This window comes from Paenibacillus nicotianae, assembly GCF_042681745.1.
Taxonomy (GTDB): Bacteria; Bacillota; Bacilli; order Paenibacillales; family Paenibacillaceae; genus Saccharibacillus; species Saccharibacillus nicotianae.
In genome coordinates this window covers 1,627,793-1,649,961 of sequence record NZ_JBHUGF010000010.1, presented here as the reverse complement: position 1 = coordinate 1,649,961, position 22,169 = coordinate 1,627,793, and the positions used below count along the sequence as shown (strand labels likewise).

At 37.8% G+C, this 22,169-nt stretch carries 17 protein-coding genes and 1 pseudogene; 13 read left to right on the top strand and 5 right to left on the bottom strand.

The features are described from left to right. Window positions 1–94: 94 nt before the first annotated feature. Genes ACFSGI_RS11330 through ACFSGI_RS11320 form a run of 3 tightly spaced genes read right to left on the bottom strand, consistent with a single transcriptional unit; the run spans window position 95 to window position 3,690 of the window. Window positions 95–1,723, bottom strand: coding sequence for a type 2 periplasmic-binding domain-containing protein (locus tag ACFSGI_RS11330; RefSeq protein WP_204824234.1), 1,629 nt, complete (start codon window positions 1,721–1,723; stop codon window positions 95–97). A gap of 34 nt (window positions 1,724–1,757) precedes the next feature. Continuing rightward, entirely contained in the window at window positions 1,758–2,669 is a 912-nt protein-coding gene (locus ACFSGI_RS11325; RefSeq protein WP_204824233.1) for a carbohydrate ABC transporter permease, read from the bottom strand. Between the two features lie 49 nt (window positions 2,670–2,718). Further along, entirely contained in the window at window positions 2,719–3,690 is a 972-nt protein-coding gene (locus ACFSGI_RS11320) for an ABC transporter permease (RefSeq protein ID WP_204824232.1), read from the bottom strand. Between the two features lie 469 nt (window positions 3,691–4,159). Here ACFSGI_RS11320 and ACFSGI_RS11315 point away from each other — a divergent pair. The 12 genes and pseudogenes from ACFSGI_RS11315 to ACFSGI_RS11260 all read left to right on the top strand — a co-directional run. Next, window positions 4,160–4,663, top strand: a pseudogene (locus ACFSGI_RS11315) (general stress protein); the annotation flags it as partial. Between the two features lie 284 nt (window positions 4,664–4,947). Beyond that, complete coding sequence (gene treC / locus ACFSGI_RS11310; RefSeq protein WP_204824230.1) at window positions 4,948–6,684, top strand: alpha,alpha-phosphotrehalase; 1,737 nt, start codon at window positions 4,948–4,950, stop codon at window positions 6,682–6,684. A 150-nt stretch (window positions 6,685–6,834) separates the two neighbouring features. Further along, on the top strand, window positions 6,835–8,856 hold the full coding sequence (gene treP / locus ACFSGI_RS11305) for a PTS system trehalose-specific EIIBC component (protein ID WP_204824229.1): 2,022 nt from the start codon (window positions 6,835–6,837) through the stop codon (window positions 8,854–8,856). 92 nt (window positions 8,857–8,948) lie between these two features. Continuing rightward, a complete protein-coding gene (gene treR, locus ACFSGI_RS11300; protein WP_204824228.1) occupies window positions 8,949–9,677 on the top strand; it encodes a trehalose operon repressor in 729 nt (242 codons plus the stop codon). A 323-nt stretch (window positions 9,678–10,000) separates the two neighbouring features. Further along, a complete protein-coding gene (locus tag ACFSGI_RS11295; RefSeq protein ID WP_204824227.1) occupies window positions 10,001–10,924 on the top strand; it encodes a PLP-dependent cysteine synthase family protein in 924 nt (307 codons plus the stop codon). Between the two features lie 2 nt (window positions 10,925–10,926). Continuing rightward, window positions 10,927–12,063 carry a bifunctional cystathionine gamma-lyase/homocysteine desulfhydrase gene (locus ACFSGI_RS11290; RefSeq protein WP_204824226.1) on the top strand — a complete coding sequence of 379 codons (1,137 nt, stop codon included), beginning with the start codon at window positions 10,927–10,929 and terminating at the stop codon, window positions 12,061–12,063. A 448-nt stretch (window positions 12,064–12,511) separates the two neighbouring features. Beyond that, entirely contained in the window at window positions 12,512–13,297 is a 786-nt protein-coding gene (locus tag ACFSGI_RS11285; protein ID WP_379283220.1) for a general stress protein, read from the top strand. A gap of 165 nt (window positions 13,298–13,462) precedes the next feature. Next, the gene (locus ACFSGI_RS11280) at window positions 13,463–14,125 is read left to right on the top strand and encodes a general stress protein (protein WP_204824225.1); all 663 of its coding nucleotides are present in this window, start codon (window positions 13,463–13,465) and stop codon (window positions 14,123–14,125) included. Between the two features lie 281 nt (window positions 14,126–14,406). After that, entirely contained in the window at window positions 14,407–15,201 is a 795-nt protein-coding gene (locus tag ACFSGI_RS11275; RefSeq protein WP_204824224.1) for an ABC transporter ATP-binding protein, read from the top strand. Next, entirely contained in the window at window positions 15,198–16,712 is a 1,515-nt protein-coding gene (locus tag ACFSGI_RS11270; RefSeq protein WP_204824223.1) for an ABC transporter permease/substrate-binding protein, read from the top strand. Before ACFSGI_RS11275 ends, ACFSGI_RS11270 begins: the two co-directional genes overlap by 4 nt. 237 nt (window positions 16,713–16,949) lie before the next feature. Then, entirely contained in the window at window positions 16,950–18,911 is a 1,962-nt protein-coding gene (locus ACFSGI_RS11265; protein WP_204824222.1) for an ATP-dependent DNA helicase, read from the top strand. Window positions 18,912–19,062: 151 nt separating this feature from the next. Continuing rightward, entirely contained in the window at window positions 19,063–19,848 is a 786-nt protein-coding gene (locus tag ACFSGI_RS11260) for a hypothetical protein (RefSeq protein WP_204824221.1), read from the top strand. 181 nt (window positions 19,849–20,029) lie between these two features. On the opposite strand, the gene ACFSGI_RS11255 is transcribed toward ACFSGI_RS11260, so the two are convergent. Continuing rightward, the gene (locus tag ACFSGI_RS11255; protein ID WP_379283216.1) at window positions 20,030–20,248 is read right to left on the bottom strand and encodes a hypothetical protein; all 219 of its coding nucleotides are present in this window, start codon (window positions 20,246–20,248) and stop codon (window positions 20,030–20,032) included. 242 nt (window positions 20,249–20,490) lie between these two features. On the opposite strand from ACFSGI_RS11255, the gene ACFSGI_RS11250 reads away from it, so the two are divergent. Beyond that, window positions 20,491–21,150: a DL-endopeptidase inhibitor IseA family protein gene (locus tag ACFSGI_RS11250; protein WP_204824220.1), complete on the top strand. Its 660-nt coding sequence runs from the start codon at window positions 20,491–20,493 to the stop codon at window positions 21,148–21,150. A gap of 97 nt (window positions 21,151–21,247) precedes the next feature. On the opposite strand, the gene ACFSGI_RS11245 is transcribed toward ACFSGI_RS11250, so the two are convergent. Next, complete coding sequence (locus tag ACFSGI_RS11245) at window positions 21,248–22,129, bottom strand: helix-turn-helix domain-containing protein (protein WP_204824219.1); 882 nt, start codon at window positions 22,127–22,129, stop codon at window positions 21,248–21,250. Between the last annotated feature and the right edge of the window lie 40 nt (window positions 22,130–22,169).

Here is a 22,169-nt window from a genome sequence, read left to right as displayed (position 1 = left end):
TTTAGCGGAAAGAGGTCTTTTTTAGAATTACATTTCTACGGTTACACATATATCACAACCCTGAAGTGGTTGTACTGTGTACCGCTTTACATAGTTAACTTGATTTCCAGCGATCATATGCTACCTGGTAAATCTCGATAATGCGATCTCCACCCATTTGCTTGATTGTTGCTAGATACGTATCCCAACCGGTTAATGGCTCTTGTCCGGTGACAAATTTGGCTTCCATTTGCTCAATATACGTATCCATATCTGCACGTAGACTTGAAATTTCAGCCTGTTCTTCTTGTGTAAGATATAGAATAGGGAATGGTGGCTGTGGATCATAAGCAAGAATTTTCTCATCATTTTGCTTGTCTACCCATGTATCAAATTCTTCTTTTAATCCTTTTTGCAAATCTGGGCTTAATAAAGTAGGCGCTGGAGTACCATAGTTCGGTGTTAATGTTCCACGGTAATCTTCACGACTATTGTACTGACTTGGTAGCTCTTTCCATTTCTTGGTATGGTCTTTCTCGTTAACCGTTTCGTACATGAGACCTTCAGGGCCTTTATCGAACAACATTGCACCTTCATAGCTATACATATAATCTACCCAGCGCATTGAAGCTTCTGGTGAAGGGTTGCTTTCTGTAATCGCAAATGATCCGGTAGAAAGCCCAGGATGAATAGCAACAGCCGGTTTGTCTACAGCATCACTTTTAACAGGAACAAACATCGGGTCTTTGGTAGTTGGTTTCCCGCCATGAGTGAAATAAGCGTGCCAATCTTGGAAAAGACCTAGCTGATTGTTAGCACCTTTTGCTTTTTTCTGATCAGGCGTTTGCGAGAACGTTTCATGATCTAACAGATTTTCATTCCACAAACGATTCATATACGTTAAAAATTCACGATAACCATCTTCGGTGCGAGCAAAATGTACTTTGCCGTTCGCATCATTATAGATATCTTCTCCATAGATACCCCAAGCACCCAATAACCATGAACGAATATCATCTAATTTGACAGAAGCTAAAGGAATTTCATCTTTTTTACCATTGCCATTTGGATCTTCATCGCGGAAACGAACTAGCAGATCGTATAATCCTTCTGTAGTCGTTGGCAGATCTTTGACGTTGAGTGCTTCCAAGAAATCTCCGTTATACCACATCGGACTACGATACCAGATACTTTGCTGATTAATAACCGGTAAGGAGTAAATATGACCATCCGGTGTAGTGATCGATTTACGAATAGACGGGTCTTCATCCATAATTTTTTTGAGATTTGGTGCATAATTATCGATCAAGCCTTCCAGTGGAATTAAAATACCTTGATTTCCATAATTCACTTCGTCTGCTTGAGTAAGAGAAGAAGCATAGAAAATATCTGGATACTCACCACTGGCAAATACAAGATTCTTTTTCGTTTCAAAGCTATCCAATGGTGGATTTTCAAAAGTGAACGATACATTTGTTAACTTTTCCATTTCTTGAAAAGCAGGCATGTCTTTCCAGTTCTGTAGTCCAACATCAGGGCCCATCATCGATAAAGTAATCTTTTCTTTGACGATAGGGAATCCTTCTTTACTTACATTTGCCGCCGAGTTCGATTGGGCTGCTTCTTCTGCTTTACCACCCGAACAGCCAGCCAGTAGAGTACTTCCTAATACTAAGGATAAGGCTACAACACTGGTTTTGCGTACCAAAGTAGAACGGAATCGAAATGGAGATAGGTTTGTCATAATAATCCTCCTTCATAAATTCAATCGTAAGCGCTTACCCTTTGACTGATCCTATCATAACGCCTTGAACAAAATAACGCTGAACAAAAGGATAGACAGCAATGATCGGCAATGTAGCAACAATAATAACTGCATATTTTAGAAGAGCCGCCATATCTGCTTTGGCATTCATCGCCATTGCAGCTTCACCGCTTGTGGCTGCGCCTTGTGCAGAGGTAGACATTTCTTGCAAAACAAGAATCTGACGCAATACCATTTGCAGTGGATATTTGGATTGATCGTTTAAATAGACTAAAGCGTTAAAATAACTATTCCAGTGACCTACACCATAGAATAAAGCCATTACTGCAATAATAGGTGTCGATAACGGAACAACGATTTTTAAAAATAATCTTAAATTAGTACATCCATCCATATGAGCCGCTTCTTGCAGTTCAATCGGAATCGTGGATTGAAAAAATGTCCGCGCTACAATAATGTTCCAGACCGAAGCCGCACCGGGTAAGATTAATGCCCACATCGAGTTCACCAAACCTAATTGTTTGACGACAAGATAGGTAGGGATAAGACCGCCGCTAAAAAACATCGTTACCAGAAACATTCCCATAAAAAAGCCTCGTCCAACAAAATCTTTACGACTGAGTGCATACGCCGCAGGTAACGTCACCAGTAGATTGATAGCAGTACCGACAATCGTATACAAAATGGTATTTCCATAACCGACCCAGATTTTACTATTTTCAAAAACACGAACATATCCTTCAAATGTAATTCCTTTGGGCAATAGCCACATCTCGCCTGAATTAACGTAAGAAGGTGTACTGATCGAAGCACTTAAAATGTAAATAACCGGATAGAGTACAAGGGCAAAAGCAATCGTCACATACAGATAGTTGCAAATCAGAAACAAACGATCTGTTTTGGTTTCTTTGATCACAGCCGCCATAGATCATCCCTCCTTAATACGTTATAGGTAAGCTTCACATGTATTTGTATTACCATAGACTATGTTCCGTTGTCCGACGAGCAATCTGATTTACAGTAATCAATAGAATTGCATTAACCGCCGAGTTAAATAGACCAACAGCCGTCGAGAAGCTGTACTGTACGTTGATCAGACCGGTACGATATACAAACGTATCAATAACATCAGAAGAGCTCATATTAAGCGCATTTTGCAATAACAAAATCTTTTCAAAACCTACGCCCAAAATACTACCGATGCTCAAAATCAACAAAATTGTAATCGTAGGAATGATGGTAGGAATATTGATACTAATAATCCGTCGAAAACGGCTTGCACCATCCATAATAGCGGCTTCATGAAGCTGTGGATCAACCGCTGAAAGGGCAGCAAGGTAAATAATCGTACCCCAGCCTGTACTTTGCCAGACACCGGATAAGACGTACATCGTTTTGAACCATGCAGGATCGGTCAGCAGATTAGGAGCACTAAAGCCTGCCCATTCTATAAATTTGATAATGATTCCTGTAGAAGGAGAAAGAAAGGTAATAATAATCCCCGCCATAACTACAACCGAGATAAAATGAGGAGCATACGTGACTGTTTGGACAGTACGTTTAAAAAATCCATTTTTGATCTCATTAAAAGCGAGCGCTAATAAAATAGGTAAAGGAAAACCAACAGCTAATTCGTATAACGATATACTTAATGTATTCCATAATAAATCCCAGAAATAATAAGATTCAAAAAAACGTTTGAAATGTGTAAAACCTACCCAGGGACTATCAGCGATACCGCGTGCAGGTAGAAAGTTTTTGAAAGCAATTTGAATGCCATACATAGGTCCATAATGAAAGATAAGAAAGTACAAAAACGCAGGTGCTATTAAGATGTACAATTCCCAATTGCGTGTGATTCTTTTCCAAAGAGACTTGCGCCGATCAGCTACATTCACTTCAGAAATAGAATCTGTATGAACGGTATTCGATACATTTCTTTGCATCATAGTCCTCCTTTCTTGTGGAACAGTAGAATAATAAAGAAGTGGTGTACCGCTATGTGTATAGTCTTATTGTAGAAAGATAAGGGTTAGAGCGTAAATATGTGAATCATGAAGTGAATAACAAAAACGCGGATATTCCTTGTCAGTACAGGCTTTTTAAGATATAGAAAGAATCAATCTATCACCTAAAAAGATCAAGAAGTATGTAAAATTTGCTGTCATACAAGCAGTGAATTTCACGATAAACATACAAATAAATAATTTTCTCAGAAATAGAACGCTGACAAAATAAATATAAATTAATAATGTTAGTTGTATGCGTTTACACATGTAAGGTTAGTGATGGGTTATAGAGAAATGTTTAGTGAAAGTAGGTTATGTTTAAAATATCTCCATACCTTCTTATCAAATAAACAAAGAAGTTACTATTCTACATATTTAAAATTCGCTCATTAAAGGATGATTATACATGGATCAAAACGATAAAGTGTTAGACAAAATTGTTGGTGTATTTGATAACGAAGTTCAAGTTAGTCGTACATTAGAAGATTTGAAAGCGGCTGGGTTTACCGAACAGGATATTTCGGTAATTGCTAAAGATCATGAAGAGATCGAACGCATCGAACATGAGACCAATATAGATACAGCAGAAGGCATGGCTTCCGGTGCAGCGACAGGTGGAGTGCTCGGTGGTGTAGCAGGTCTACTTATTGGGTTAGGCGCATTAACTATTCCGGGTATCGGTCCCATCTTAGCAGCAGGGCCTATAGCGGCTACTTTTACAGGTGCGATTGTAGGAGCCGGTGCAGGCGGTCTTGCTGGTGGATTAGTAGGATACGGAGTGCCTGAAGAAGATGCCCGTCATTATGATGAGCGGGTGAATGAAGGAGCTATATTGGTATTGGTTGATGAATCTACAGGACGTGGAGCCGAAATCTATGATATTTTCCGCAAAAATAACGCTTCTAATGCTCAATATGATGAGATGTAATATACTAATTTTGGAATCAAATGCAAATGAATGATCAATTGTGTTGTAATAGCATTAAACAATAAAAAGGCAATAGTACAGGTATATATACTGTAGGATTGTCTTTTTTGTTATGTCTATTTGTAGAGGGTATACAGAGCTGTAGTTGTATAAAATAAATAGTCGTTGACAACTTGTATATACAAGAATATAATCCTGTATATACAAGTTAAATGTAAGCGATATTATAATCATCTATAGCAATCTGATCCAAGGAGAAATGTGATATGAATGCTTTATCCACACAATCAGTACAACTAACTCAACAGGACTGGTGGCGTAAATCGGTCGTGTATCAAGTCTATCCTCAAAGTTTTAATGATACGACAGGCAAAGGAACAGGCGATATCAAAGGCGTTACTCAAAAGTTAGACTATCTAAAAGAACTAGGTGTAGAGATTGTCTGGTTACAACCTGTATACTTATCCCCACAAAATGATAACGGTTACGATGTTGCTGATTACTACCGTATCAATCCTCAATATGGAACGATGGAAGATATGGAAGAATTGATTGCAGAGATTAAAGCCCGTGATATGTATTTGATGACGGATATTGTAGTCAATCATTCTTCAACAGAACATTACTGGTTCCAAGAAGCTCGCAAATCCAAAGACAACCCTTATCGGCATTATTATATCTGGCGTGATCCTGCTCCAGACGGCGGAGTACCTAACAACTGGCAATCCAAATTTGGCGGTTCAGCATGGCAATATGATGATCATAGCGGACAATATTTTTTGACATTATTTGATAAAACACAAGCTGATCTAAATTGGGAAAATCCTAAAGTTCGACAAGAAGTGATTGATTTGTTAACTTTTTGGGCAAATAAGGGTGTTAGCGGATTTCGAATGGATGTTATTAATTTGATCTCCAAAGATCAAAATTTTCCAACAGATACCGATGAAGGTGGTCTTGCTATTAGAGACGGTCGTAAATTTTATACCGATGGGCCGCGTGTACACGAGTATGTAAAAGAGTTGTACGAAAAAGTATTTGAACCTTACCAAGCAGTAACAGTAGGGGAAATGTCATCGACAACACTTGCGCATTGTATACGTTATTCCAATCCAGAGGAAAAAGAATTTTCGATGACCTTCAATTTTCACCATCTCAAAGTCGATTATCCGAATGGTCAGAAATGGGAATTGATGCCGTATGATTTTGAAGCATTAAAATCATTATTGTCCCACTGGCAAGTAGGAATGCAGCAAGGAGGAGGATGGAACGCTCTATTTTTCAATAATCATGATCAACCACGCGCATTATCTCGTTTTCTTAATGATGATCTATATCGCGTAGAAAGTGCCAAATTATTAGCAACCACTTTGCATGGTTTACAAGGAACTCCTTATATTTTTCAAGGTGAAGAAATTGGTATGCCTAATCCACAGTGGTCAAGTATCGATGAATTTCGAGATATAGAGTCTACGAATATGTATCGGATTTTGCAAGAGCAAGGCAAGTCAGCAACAGAAGCATTAGATATTATTCGTGAACGTTCGCGCGATAATTCACGTACACCGATGCAATGGGATAATAGCGCTAATGCAGGATTTACAACAGGTACACCCTGGATCAAAGTAGATGAACGTTACCCGGATATCAATGTACAGTCTCAGATCAATGATCCATTTTCTGTCTATCATCATTATCGTCAATTAATAACACTTCGTCAGCAAATCGAAGTGCTCACCGATGGTACATATGAGCGATTAGATCAGTCTCATTCTCAGATATTTGCTTATACACGTAGCAATTCACATGAGCGCATCATCGTTATTTCTAATTTTAGTGCAGACCAAGCAGTATTTCAGTTGCCAGATCATATTACACAACAATATAGCTCCGACCAATTACACGCAGCGACTTTATTGATCGGGAATACGATAACTACACCGGATATTAATAAATCGATGACTCTAGAACCGTACGGGTCTTATATGTGGCTTCTGAGTTAACAAGATGCACGATCTGTTATTTTAAAAAATAGATTTAAATCATCAGTCATATCATCTATACAGACAAAGGATAAGTGAAGTAGAGCAGAATCAATCTGTTCTACTTTGCGAATATATAAACATGTGGACATAGTGAAGGAGTGGGGTTAGGTGGCAGATATCGATAAAAAAAGTGTAGAGCAGATTATAGCCGCAGTAGGTGGTAAAGAAAATATAGAAGTAGCTACACACTGTGTAACACGATTACGATTTGCTTTGCATGATGATAGTCTGGTAGACAAAGATGCGCTGGATCAGAATGATCTGGTTAAAGGGCAGTTTTCTTCACAAGGTCAGTATCAAGTCGTGATTGGCCCTGGATTAGTAGATAAAGTGTACAACGAAATGATAGCGATTACGGGCGGTAATCGTGCTTCCAAAGACGATGTAAAAAGTGCAGCTAGTAAAAAGCAAAATCCGATTCAACGAGCGATCAAAACATTAGCCGATATTTTTATTCCTATTTTGCCAGCGATCGTAACAGCCGGTTTATTGTTAGGGATTAATAATATTCTGACAGGTGCAGGAATTTTCTTTGAAGGGCAATCTTTAGTAGATGTGTATCCACAATGGAAAGATTTTGCTTCTATTATAAATACGATAGCCAGTACAGCATTTACGTTTCTTCCTGTATTGATTGGTTGGTCAGCCACCACCAGGTTTGGTGGTAGTCCATTACTCGGGATTGTACTCGGTCTGATTCTAGTTCATCCAGATTTGATGAGTGCTTACAAATATGCAGATGCGGTCAATAGTGGCACTGTACCGGTATGGAATCTATTTGGCTGGGAAATTAATAAAATCGGTTATCAAGGACAAGTGTTACCTGTACTTGTATCCGCTTACGTATTATCACGTATCGAAATCTTTTTAAATAAACGAATAGCTGATTCCTTTAAGCTATTATTGTTAGCTCCCATTACGTTGTTAGTAACAGGTTTTCTTGCTTTTACTGTTATCGGGCCGGTTACGTTTGCTATCGGTAATGTCATTACAAGTAGTTTTGTCTATGTATTTGATACTGTTCCTGCTCTAGGCGGACTTATCTATGGTGGATTGTATGCTCTGTTAGTCATTACAGGGATGCACCACACATTCCTTGCCGTCGATGTACAATTGATCGGAACGCAAGGCGGTACATTCTTATGGCCAATGTTAGCACTATCTAATATTGCGCAAGGTGCGGGCGCATTAGCGATGGTATTGATTTTGAAAGATCAAAAAAGTAAAGGTCTGGCGATCACATCGTCTGTATCTGCTTTTCTCGGTGTAACCGAACCGGCTATTTTCGGGGTGAATATTCGTTACAAATATCCTTTTGTATTCGGTATGATCGGTTCAGCGATAGCAGGGGTATTGCTTACGATTAATCATGTATTAGCGTATTCGATAGGGGTTGGCGGTATTCCTGGATTCCTGTCTATCTTCCCGGATCAATGGGGCGTGTTCTTTATCGGTATGGCGATTGTATTGATTGTTCCATTTACACTAACTTTACTATACGGCAAAATTATAGTACGCCGTCAGCAAAATAAGGCGTCAACAGATAATAATCAAACCGTATCCAAAGCAACGACTCCAACAACGACCGAATCTGTCAAAGGTTCTGCTCATCAAGCGTTATCCGGTTCTAAGCCTACAGCTACAAGCAATACAGATGCGGTTGATGTGCTAGAAGTATTGGCTCCTGTCACAGGCGAAGCTGTTATGTTGGAACAAGTGCCTGATCCTGCTTTTGCTGAGCGACAAATGGGTCAAGGGATCGCTATCGAACCGACAGATGGCAAGATTGTTGCTCCTTTTGCCGGAACGGTTGTGCATATTATGGCAAATAGTAAACATGCGATCATTTTGGAACATGCAACAGGTGTACAGATTTTGATTCATGTAGGTATTGATACAGTAGGTCTTAAAGGCGAAGGATTTACAGTGCATGCTGAGACAGGAGACACAGTAGACGCAGGGCAGTTATTATTAGAATTTGATCGGGATATTATTCGTGCAGCAGGGTATCCAATTATTACACCTATTATTGTGCCGGATGGTCAAGATATGATTGAATCGATTGAAGAATTGCCGGGTGCAGTCAATGACTTGAAAGATCTGATTTTAAAAATTCATCTTAAACAATAACTTGTTAGATTGATAACGTTGCTAGAATACGTAAAACAATTTGCTGATTTCAGATGATTCAAAAAGTGCTACAATAAACGTGGTGATGACAAGTGAATACTAATATTTTTCTACAAATTTATCATGATTATTCAGAACGTATACAATCCGGTGAGATCGCTGCGGGTACCAAACTTCCTTCTGAAAATGATCTAACCAGAGAATATGGAATTTCTCGCGAAACGGTGCGCAAAGCGCTTCAATTGCTTTCAGAGAATGGATTTATTCATAAAATCAAAGGCAAAGGTTCATTTGTACTTGATATTGGACGTATGAATTTTCCTTTAAGCGGTCTGGTTAGCTTCAAAGAAATGTCAGAACGAATAGGACGCAAATCGCAAACGATTGTCTACCGAACCGAGCATATTCCTATCCCGCCTACAGTCGCCCGTCATTTGGAGACAGATAAACATGCGACTGTATGGCAAGTGATTCGTGCTCGCAATATCGAAGGCGAAAAAGTTATTCTGGATAAAGACTATTTCCGCTCTGATATTGTACCGTTGTTAACAACAGAGATTGCTAGTGGATCGATCTATGCCTATCTAGAGCAAGAACTGAATTTGCAGATCAGTTACGCTAAAAAAGTGATCTCGGTAGAAGATGCAACAACTGAAGATTATGAATTGTTAGATTTAAAAGAGTACACTCATGTTGTTGTAGTGCGCAATTATGTTCATTTAGAAGATACTACTCTTTTTCAGTATACGGAATCGAGGCATCGTTTAGACAAATTTCAGTTTGTCGATTTTGCTAGACGTTCTCCTGGAGAAGAAAAGTAACTTTATTGATGATCAACAAAAGAATCTAAAACAAAAAGGTCTGTACTATTCGCATCAATATGGTGAATAGGTACAGACCTTTTTGTAATCATCACTGTGAGAAGTAAGAGTAATAACGTTTTTCCCATTATGAGAATAAGTGATAACATATTTGACTTTTAACCGCAATCTTACTACACTCAGAATAGAGATTGATAATTCCTAGTTGTTTAATTGGTTTTTTTATTTTTATATTTATTGACCAATGGTTTAATATACATTATTCATTATGATTATTCATCTAACAACACACAATGATTACGTAATTAAAGGAGCAAAATTCAATGGCTTTATATCGTAGTACGATGGATTTGATCGGAAATACACCGCTGGTAGAAATCAATGCTTATGATTTACCAAGAGGTATTCGGTTATTTGCGAAATTGGAATTTATGAATCCAGGAGGAAGTGTAAAAGATCGTGTAGGCAAAGCATTGCTTCACGATGCACTTGCTACAGGTAAAATCAAACCGGGTGGTACATTAGTAGAAGCAACAGCAGGAAATGCAGGAATTGGTCTAGCGATGGCGGCGATCCATGAAGATATTTCTGTTGTATTTGCTGTGCCAGAGAAATTTAGTATCGAAAAGCAAACGTTAATGAAAGCATTAGGAGCTCGTATTGTGCATACCCCTACAGCTAAAGGGATGCGTGGTGCAATCGATAAAGCGCGTGAATTAGTAGAAGAAATCCCGGGAGCTTATTGTCCGGGGCAATTTACCAATCCAGATAACCCCAAAGCTTATTATCAAACAATGGGGCCTGAGATTTGGAACGATCTTGAAGGGAAAGTAGATGTATTTGTTGCAGGTGCAGGCTCTGGCGGTACTTTTATGGGGACAAGCCGTTATTTAAAAGAACAAAATCCAAATATCAAAACAGTTATTGTAGAGCCAGAAGGTTCTATTATTAATGGTGGCGAATCAGGATCACACAAAACCGAAGGGATCGGTATGGAGATGATTCCTGAATTTATGGATAAGTCTTATTTCAATACGATTCATACGATTAGTGATGAAGATGCTTTTAACCGGGTTGCTGAATTGGCTCGGCTGGAAGGATTGTTGATCGGAAGTTCAGCAGGATCAGCACTTCATGCGGCTCTTCTAGAAGTAGAAACAGCGCCAGATGGTGCACATATTGTCACGATTTTCCCGGATAGTAGTGAACGTTATTTAAGCAAACAAATTTATGAAGGTGGTATTTAAATATGAAACGCAAAACAAAATTGATTCATGGCGGTATCTCCGGCGATCCTCATACAGGAGCAGTTAACGTCCCTATTTATCAAGTAAGTACGTATAAGCAAGAAGAGATTGGTGTACACAAGGGATACGAATATTCACGTACAGGCAATCCGACCCGGTTTGCTTTGGAAGAATTGATCAAAGATTTGGAAGAAGGATATAAAGGGTTTGCTTTCGGTTCAGGTATGGCGGCTATTCATGCTGTATTTACGATGTTCAATACAGGCGATCATATTTTGTTAACCGATGATGTCTATGGAGGTACGTATCGTATCTTTACTAAAGTATTAGCACGTTTAGGGATCGAGTCTACTTTTGTAGATACAACCGATCTAGAAGCGATTCGCCAAGCGATACAGCCTAACACCAAAGCGATCTATGTAGAGACACCAACCAATCCATTGCTTAAAGTGACTGATATTCGTGCTGTTGCTGATGTAGCTCATGAACATGATCTACTATTTGTCGTAGATAATACATTTGCTACCCCATATTGGCAAAATCCGATTCCGCTAGGCGCAGATATTGTATTACACTCTGCTACCAAATATTTGGGTGGTCATAGTGATCTCGTAGCAGGATTAGTGGTAGTTAATAGTGAAAAGCTTGCTGAAGAGATTCATTTTATCCAAAATGCAGTCGGTGGTATTCTAGGTCCACAGGATGCATGGTTATTGATTCGTGGGATCAAAACATTAGGATTGCGTATGGAAGCGATAGAGCGTAATGCACAAGAAATCGTAACGTTCTTATCTGAGCATCCGGCAGTTAGCAAAGTCTACTATCCAGGGCTAACCACACATCCGCAACATGAATTATCCAAAAAACAAACAACAGGTTTTGGTGGTATTATTTCATTTGATGTAGGTAGCGACGAGAAAGCAGCAGCTTTACTCAAAAAATTAACCTATTTTACATTAGCAGAAAGTCTAGGCGCTGTAGAAAGTCTAATTTCGGTGCCAGCACGTATGACTCATGCTTCAATTCCAGCAGAACGTAGAGCAGAATTAGGCATTACTCCAGGGTTAGTACGTATTTCGGTAGGAATTGAAGATGGAGAAGATCTAATCGATGATCTCAAACAAGGCTTAACTCAATAATTGCAAACGATATAAATAAGCGTTAATCTATCACTAAAAATGACAAAAATGAAATCTTTATTTTTGTTACGATAAGGTGTATAGATTAGCGCTTGTTTTTGGTTTTAGATCTTTTGGATGATGTGAATATAATATTAAGATACTCTATACAATAGACAGTTACATATAACATTATAGAAATAACATTTGCTAAATGCAGTTACTAACCAAAGATTTATATACATTGTAACTAGCAGTAAAAGCCTTATTTATAAGTGAGAAAACGTTACCAGTAACCAAATGTTGGTTGGTTTAATCTTTTTTATAAGGTTAATAATACTATAAGCAACAAACACATATAAAAAAAGTGCAATTCAATTGTTGGTACAATTATTACTTACATGTAAACAATTAAGTAAGCTTTCACTTTTTACAAAAAGCGTATGTATCCTAAGGAGGATGAATAAATATGATGGACAATAATCAGACTAATGAGCTAAATAACGAACAAAAAAATGACAAAATTGTAGGAATGTTTGTAGAAGAGCAACAAGCAACTCGTGCGATTGAACAATTAAAAGCAGAAGGTATCTCTACAGATCAAATTTCTGTTATTGCAAAAGATAAAAAAGACTTAAAACATATAAGCGAAGAAACAGGAACAAAAGCTCCTGAAGGAATCGCTACAGGTGCAACAGCAGGAGGATTGTTAGGCGGAACTGCCGGGCTTCTAGCAGGTCTGGGTATGATGGCTATTCCAGTATTTGGCCCGATTATGGCAGCAGGCCCGATCGTTGTAGCATTAACAGGAGCAGCAGTAGGCGCTGGCGCTGGTGGATTAGTAGGCGGTCTGATTGGACTGGGTATTCCTGAAGATGAAGCAGCAGAATACGAAAACAATGTAAATGAAGGACAGATTTTAGTATTAGTAGACAAATCTGCTGGCCATCGTAGTATGATCTATGATGTTTTCCGTAATAACCATGCTTCTAATAGTCGATTCTATGATCGTAACGATGTAGTATCGCCAACAATTCCAACTACTTCTGCAACACCAGCAACAGAACATTTGAGTACACCTGTCGATCACACCGTTTCTACAGATTCAGTAACTAATGACTCTGTTCATACTAATGAAGATGAGCAGACAGCTATGCTACGTGAAAAAGCTCGTGTAGAACGCATTAATGAAAAAGTAGTCGATGAAAATACCTCTTCTACTTCTACGCCAGTGAATCCTTTGCACCGCAATTGATATAAAAAATTAACAACATCATCATTTATACATTAACAAATTATGAAAAGTATAGAATATAACCAAAATTAACTGTTTTAAACACTTTTTTACGGTTAAACATATAGCAGAACAATAGAGACAGACAAATACAAATTTGCTTACAATCCAAGGAGGATATACACTATGGAAACTCATAACACAAACGAATTGAACAATACAAATGATTTGAATAACGACAAATTGGTAGGCGTATTTCAAACAGAACAACAAGCGAGCCAAGCGATCGAAGATTTGAAAGCGTCTGGTATTAACAAAGACAATATCTCTGTTATTGCAAAAGACAAAAAAGACTTGAAGCATATTAGTGAAGAAACAGGAACAAAAGCACCTGAAGGAATAGCAACAGGAGCAGCCGCTGGCGGTACTATCGGTGGGGTTGCAGGATTATTAGCAGGTATCGGTATGATGGCTATTCCAGTATTTGGACCGATTATGGCAGCAGGTCCGATTGCAGTGACATTAGCAGGTGCGGCAGCAGGAGCTGCTGGCGGTGGATTAGTAGGCGGTCTGATTGGACTAGGTATTCCTGAAGATCAAGCAAAAGAATACGAAAACAATGTAAAAGAAGGACAAATTCTTGTATTGGTTGATGAGCAGACAGGTCGTCAAGTCACTGTCTATGATATCTTCCGCAAAAATCAAGCTTCTAATACTAAATATTACGATACTGATACAACAGCTACACGTACAACTGGAACAGGGCTTGATAATGTAAATGTTGATCCTGATTTAAATGACAGTAGAGTCGCTGACGAACGTGACCCGTTAAACTTCCCTAGAAAATAAGCTGTCTTTGTAAAGATAACCAATCACAAAGTTGTTTATTGTTAAGATGTCCAAAAGACTCTATAAGTTAATCCCTTATAGAGTCTTTTTTTTGTATTTATTTTTAAGTGTTCCATTAGATATAAGTTGGGTAATAGTAAAAGAAGTGAAATATAGTTAATATTTCATTATTTTATTGGGAGAAAGATATTCTTTTCAAAATGAGATTATATATCTGTTCAAACATAAAGTTATACATAACTCAATAAAGATTATTTTGTTATTAAACAGGAGGCATGTTCATGATCACATTTGCACAAGTATCCAAGCAATACGAAGATGGCACTATTGCTGTACATCCGATGGATTTACATATTCAAAAAGGTGAGTTTTTTGTATTGGTTGGGCCAAGTGGATGCGGCAAAACAACAACACTGAAAATGATCAATCGATTGATTGAGCCTAGTTCAGGATTTATTTCTATTAATGATCAACAAGTGAATGATGCTCCTGTACATGAATTACGTCAGGGGATAGGGTATGTGCTACAACAGATCGCTTTATTTCCGCATATGACAGTAGAAGAAAATATTGCTATCACTCCTGAATTGTGTGGATGGGATCGGAAAAAGATCGATAAACGTATCGATGAATTGCTTCATATGGTAGGACTTGATCCTAAAGTGTTTCGCACCCGTAAGCCTGATGAATTATCAGGCGGACAACAACAGCGTATAGGCGTATTACGCGCGCTTGCGGCTGATCCACCGGTTATTTTAATGGATGAACCTTTCAGTGCGCTTGATCCGTTAGCGAGAGAACGACTGCAAAACGATCTATTAGAATTACAAGCGACTATTCAGAAAACGATTGTTTTTGTTACACATGATATTCAAGAAGCACTCAAGTTAGGCGATCGTATCGGTCTTATGCGTGAAGGGAAAATGATTCAAGCTGATACTCCAGAGCAATTGTTACACCACCCTGCGCATCCGTTTGTTAGCGAATTTTTCAGCTCTGTACAAGGTGACTCTTATTCACCACCTTCTCTGCTCAAAAAGACATCTGCCTTTAGCAAAGGAGAAGCGGAATCATGAATAATCTATGGGAAGTAATGGGTCAAAGGCAAGATCAATTAGTGCAAGCATTAACTCAACATATATTGATTTCTTTTGTAGCGTTATTATGTGCATTAATTATTGCGATTCCATTAGGAATTTATATTGCACGTCATTTGAAAATATCTGAAGGAGTATTAGGTATTGCAGCGGTGTTACAGACGATTCCTTCGCTTGCATTGCTAGGTCTATTGATTCCATTATTAGGTATTGGCATCGTCCCTGCTATTGTAGCGATAGTGATCTATGCGCTACTACCTATTTTGCGTAATACATATACAGGTATTCGAAAAGTCGATCCGTCATTGCTTGAAGCCGCAGATGCAATGGGGATGACACCGACGAAAAGATTATTTAAAGTCGAATTGCCTTTAGCCATGCCTGTTATTATGGCGGGTATTCGGACAGCGATGGTACTTATTATCGGAACGACAACACTTGCTGCTTTGATTGGTGCAGGTGGATTAGGGGATATTATTTTGCTCGGGATTGACAGAAATGATACTGCGCTACTTATTTTAGGTGCTGTACCTGCGGCATTGTTAGCGATTATATTTGATCTGTTGCTGCGTGTGATTGAAAAAAGATCATTCCGTCAATCGATCATCTGGTTATCCGCTACAGCATTGATCGTGATTGCGGTAAGTGTAATTCCATTACTCAATAATACGCAAAAAGATTTGGTGATTGCAGGTAAGCTTGGAGCAGAACCTGAAATTTTGATCAATATGTACAAAGAATTGATCGAACAAGATACTAATCTAAAAGTTGAACTCAAACCAGGACTGGGCAAAACACCATTTTTATTTAACGCTCTAAAAAATAAAAATATAGATATTTACCCTGAATTTACAGGTACAGCTTTGGCTGAATTTTTGAAAGAAGATGCTGTAAGTACAGATAGCAAGGAAGTGTACAATCAAGCGAAAGAAGGAATGGCCAAAAAGTTCAATATGGATATGTTATCTCCTATGGAATATAACAATACGTATACGTTAGCTGTTCCAGAGGCTTATGCACAGCAGAACAATCTGACAACTATTTCGGATCTACAAAATGTATCCTCACAAGTAAAAGTTGGTTTTACACGCGAATTTGCTGATCGTAATGATGGGTATGTCGGTATGACCAAGTTATATGGATTTACTTTCCCAAATTTACAAACGATGGAGCCTAAATTACGCTATAGTGCGATCGCATCCGGTGATATTCAATTGATGGATGCTTACTCTACAGATAGTGAACTACAACGGTATAAATTGAAAGTGCTCAAAGATGATAAAGGATTATTTCCACCGTATCAAGGTGCGCCATTAATGCGTGATGAGACATTGAAGCAATATCCTGAAGTGGCAGAAGCATTAGACCATTTATCCGGTCAGATTACAGATGATGAGATGCGCAAAATGAATTATCAGGTAGATGTTGAAGGTAAACCTGCATCTGAAGTAGCCAAAACCTTTTTACAGGAAAAAGGATTGTTGAAATAAAAAGAGATTTTGCATCGTTTGTGGGGTAACATATTTTTGGTATAAAGTTAACTATTAATGAGAGCTGTACGATTTCAGTTGATGGATAATGACTGAAGCGTACAGCTTTTTTTGCTTATTTTATATAGATATTTTGAAATGTGAAAAATTTGTTCATAAACAGTTGTACCTTGTTGTTCACATTTGAGGTATAATGAAAGGATGCACTAAATTAGATCACTTGGAGGAATAAACGGATTGAACACTTATCCATTTACATTTGATCCCGGACAACCATTTATTAAGCAGGCGAGTGATTGGATCGCGGATGTATTTTATGATATTTTACCCGAAGCAGGTTTTGAGGTAAGAGACGAACAAATTTATATGGCTTTTCAATTGGAAAAAGCATATGCCGAAAAGAAAACCATTTTTGCAGAAGCTGGTGTAGGTACAGGGAAAACATTAGTGTATCTGTTATATGCAATTGCTTATGCTCGTTATACACGCAAGCCTGCTATTATTGCTTGCGCTGATGAGTCATTGATCGAACAGCTTGTAAAGCCAGAAGGTGATATTAGCAAGCTTGCCAAGCATTTGAACTTGGTCGTAGATGCCCGTCTAGGGAAGTCACCAGATCAATATATTTGCTTGAACAAATTGGATGTAGTGCGTGATGATGCAACAGAAAGTGATGTGTATCGCGATATTTATGCCGGTTTGCCAGAGTTTGTTCATTATCCCGACACGATGCAATCTTTTTATCCTTATGGGAATCGTAAAGAGTATCCTGAATTAACAGATGGTGAATGGAGCCGAATTGGTTGGGATGTGTTTCAAGATTGTCTGGTATGTCCGCAACGCCATCGTTGTGGTCAGACGTTATCGCGTGAACATTACCGTAAGTCGTCTGATTTGATTATTTGTTCACATGATTTCTATATGGAACATGTCTGGACATATGATGCTCGCAAACGCGAAGGGCAACTTCCATTATTACCTGATCATAGTTCAGTCGTATTTGATGAAGGGCATTTGCTAGAAACAGCAGCTCAAAATGCGTTGACACACAAATTAAAACATTCTCTTTTTGAAAGTATTGTAGTGCGTTTGTTAGAAGGAGAAGTTCGTGAAACGTTAGCACTTGCAGTAGAAGAAGTGATTTTGGAAAGTGATATTTTGTTTGAAAAATTAGCGAAGTACAGTCAGCCTGTACCTGCTTCAGATCGTAAAGAAATCAATTGGAACGAAGATTTGATGAATCAAGTCGGACGTGTTCAAGCACAGATCGCTGTTATTGAAGAAGAGCTAGTATTTGAAAGTGCATTATTTACACTGGATGATTATCAGCTCAAAATTGTAGAAGAACATCTAGAAATGATTCAGATCGCATTGAACCTTTGTCGCAAACAAGATCAATTGATCTCATGGGTTACAGGGGAAGAAGCCGATCTTACACTCGTGATTATGCCGAAAAAAGTAAAAGAAATTCTGAATGAGAAAGTATTTGCTAAAAAAATGCCTGTTATTTTCTCTTCAGCAACATTATCGGTCGAAGGTTCGTTCGATTATATTGCTCATAGTCTGGGCATCGATAAATATCTTTCTTTCTCGGTCGCTTCTCCTTACGATTACAAAGAGCAGATGCAAGCGAATCTAATGCCTGTATTACCAGGCGTAACGACTACGTCAGGTGCTTCTTTGGGATTATTGGATCTCAATGCAGTCAATGTGCAGTCTGAAAAAGTACTGGGCTTGTTAGATCAATCAGGTGGGCGTGCATTGATTTTATTCTCGTCTATCGAAGAGTTAGCCGCTTTCCGTCAAAGTACACAAAACTTTACTGGATATGCGAAATATCGAATTTTGTATGAAGGATCGGCTGAAATCAGTCATTTGATCTCTGCTTTCCAACAAGATGAGACCAGTGTATTATGTGCAGTTACTCTGTGGGAAGGACTAGATATTCCAGGGCCTTCTTTATCCAATGTGATTGTCTGGTCATTACCGTTCCCTTCAAATGATCCATTATTCGCATCACGTCGCGCCGAAGCTGTGAATGCTTTTGAAGAAGTCGATATGCCTTATATGTTGCTTCGTCTACGTCAGGGTATGGGACGCTTAATTCGTTCTCGTGAAGATAGCGGAAGTGTATCTATTTTCGGTCGAGAACTCGATCAACCTGAAGTACGCCAAGCGGTTGAACAGTTATTACCTTGATTGAGATAAAGTATAACCAAGAAGTAGTAGCTGAAAGTATAAAATAGTTGCACGACCATTTAAAACCAGATAATATCAAAAAAGGAATTGAATATATATTCAATTCCTTTTTGTTGTGATTAACGATACATAAGAGTAGGAGATAATATTAATGATGCAGATGATCGATATTCAAGCTGTGTATGAACAATTTAATGCACTCAGTGCAAGTGTCAAATTTTTGATTGCAGGGGTGGCTACCTTTTTTGTATTTATGTATAAAACTTTTGCAACGATGTATGCTGAAAATGATAAAAATCAGCAGGGTATCGCTAATCAGAAATTAGAGACTCTTTTTAAATTACAAGCTGTATTATCTATTTATCATAAAAGTAGTAAGCAGTTAACAGATCAGAACGAACTGATTTATACATTAGCAGATACCATGATGTATTTAGATTTTAAATTGCGAAAAAAAGTAGAACTTTTTTATGAAAATCGATCGGATCATACTTTGCAAATCATTGAAAAGCAGATTGTAGATGAATTGAATAGTAGTCATACTTTTTCTAGCAAAACGTTATCAACAGAACGATTTTTCCAATTTACAAGTAACATGATTAGACCATTATTTCCGATATTTGCATCTTTAGTGTTTATTGCTATATCTCTTTTTATTGTTATTCATTCGATGTTAACAGGTAATATCTATGCTCAAGTAGAAATCGTAGCCGGATATTTTTCAGTACTTATTTCATTATTTATGTTGGTATTATTGATCGATTTAGTTATAAATGAATTCAAAAATATTCAATTTCGCTGGATTCCAGTAATAGGTTCTATAGTGATGATAGTTGTACCACTTTTGCTTATGAACCCACTTATACCTGGATTAGCTATTTTATCGACACAAGTTATTGTTTTTATCGGTATAATTTTTTTGCAAAGACTAAATTAACACATTTCCTCTATATATAGAATATCACTCATTCTGAAAGAGCAAAGCGTTCGCTTTTGAAATTCAATCCCTTGATTTACCATTCCATAGTAGAGATTGAATTTCAACAAGCGACGAGAATAAGATAGATGTTCGGAGTGAAGTTACTTCTACCATCTACTCCCTGATTTCAATTTAATCATCAATGTTCTAATTTATATACATACTTTTTCACTCCGCTTTTTGAATACCTATGATTTTCAAAAGTCAAATCTCCACTTGCATTCTCACCTGTAAACATCAGATCATCTCCATAATATGGCACATCATTCGTTTCACAATATTCTTGTTCTTCTGTATTCAGTAACTTTTTATATAAAAGAATACTAGACTTATCTCGTAAATCAATTAATGTAAGCAACCCTTTGTGATTAGGACAAACAATTACATATTTATTACTGATTCCAACTACTATATAACATAAGAACGTTATAATATACTTTAATTAACATAAAAGGTTGCATTTACACTGAATGGGTAAAAATAGTTATATTTTGCGCGAAAGTGGTATCTGGCTTATGTATATGTCATAATAAAGAGGTTACATAGTAACGATTACATTTATGAGATGTAAAGAAAGCACATTTGAAAGGAAATGAAATGATGAAAAAAGTAAATAAATTATCAATCGGCACATGGGCACTTACCGCACTGGTAACGGCATCTTTATATTCAGCACATTCGGTACAAGCAGCTTCTGCGACACCAGCATTGCCTGCGACTACATCCAAAGCAACAGCGTCTACAACGACGACTGCAACCACACCAGCCGTTTCCTACTATACGAAAGATGGCGTATGGACTGGAGTGAAAAAGTTAAACCATGATAGTGTAACTCCACTTATGGTTGAAGCAGAAAAAAGATATGACTACATTTCAACAGGTGGCAAAACGTCCACAACCGAAAGCACATTTTCTTTGAATAACAAAACATATCGTTACTTATCTACCGATATCAATACACATGCTAAATTAGTAGCGTATTTGACAGAAACTTATACTAAACAAGCAAGCGAAGCTTATATTCAAAAATACGTTATCGAAAATAACGGCAAGCTTGCACAAGTCGTAGCAGACGGAGACAGCACGTTAGAATTCAATCGTGCTACTGCTAAAATGATCAGCATGACCGATACTACGCGTGTCTATCGCTTAACTGTTCCTCACGTTAAAGATGCACAACCGGTAGAACGGATGCTTGTGAAATTTGAATTAGTGGATGGTTTGTGGAAAATCAATACTTCGCCAAGTGCATTGTTCTAATTCGATTTGGGAACATAGATTACTAGAATAGTGTCTTATATGATCACTAAAAAAGAACCTTTCGTATACAGTACAGACTGTAGCAGAAAGGTTCTTTTTATTTTGTACGGACATTTTGTTGACGGAAATGAAGAGGAGTTAAGCCGCAATTTGTTTTGAATAGACGGTAAAAGTATTTCATATCATGAATTCCCACTTCATCGGCAATCTGCTGAATACTCCAATCGGTATTGATTAACAACTCACAACTTTTTTGTACACGAATTTGTTGCAACATCTGGGTATACGTATGGCCGATGGTTTCTTTAAATTTACGTTGTAGATGACGTGGGCTAATTGATAACCACTGGCAGAATTCTTCCATTTTGAGTGGATTACGATAATGTACTTGAATATATTCGATAGCAAAGGCGACAGGATCTACTAATTTATCTGGCTTGGATAACAGGCTGAATTGTTTGAGTCGGTACATGGTATTCAGTAAATCAAGCAAGCAAATATACAATTTATAATGATAGCCGGGAGACTGCGAATTAACAGCAAAATTCATACTATACATGATTCGAGCAAATTCTCCACCTTGATCTTGATACCGTAACCAATCGTCTGTTTGACGAAAAAATTGGGCTATTGCGTCAAATTCACGTTCTAATTCATTTTTTGGTGTATTTTTAGGAGCTAACAATTCTGTTTGGAACATACAGGTCATCATTTGCAAAGGAATAGCAGGTGTAGCAGATTCTGATTTGAGTAGATGAGGCATACCGATTGGAATAAAAAATAAGTCTCCTTCTTCAAATGGCAATGAATCTTTATGAATAAATAACGTACCTTTACCTTCACATATATAGATAATTTCATAAAATTCATGAGCATGTTCTTGAAAAGAACCTTCTACGGTAAACATTTGAAACGAAATAGGAGTCTCTATTGGAAAAGGATGCTGAAGCATTTCAAATGATCGATAAGATGAAGTCATACTAATCTCCTTTGTACACAATCAAGATATGTCGCTTTTG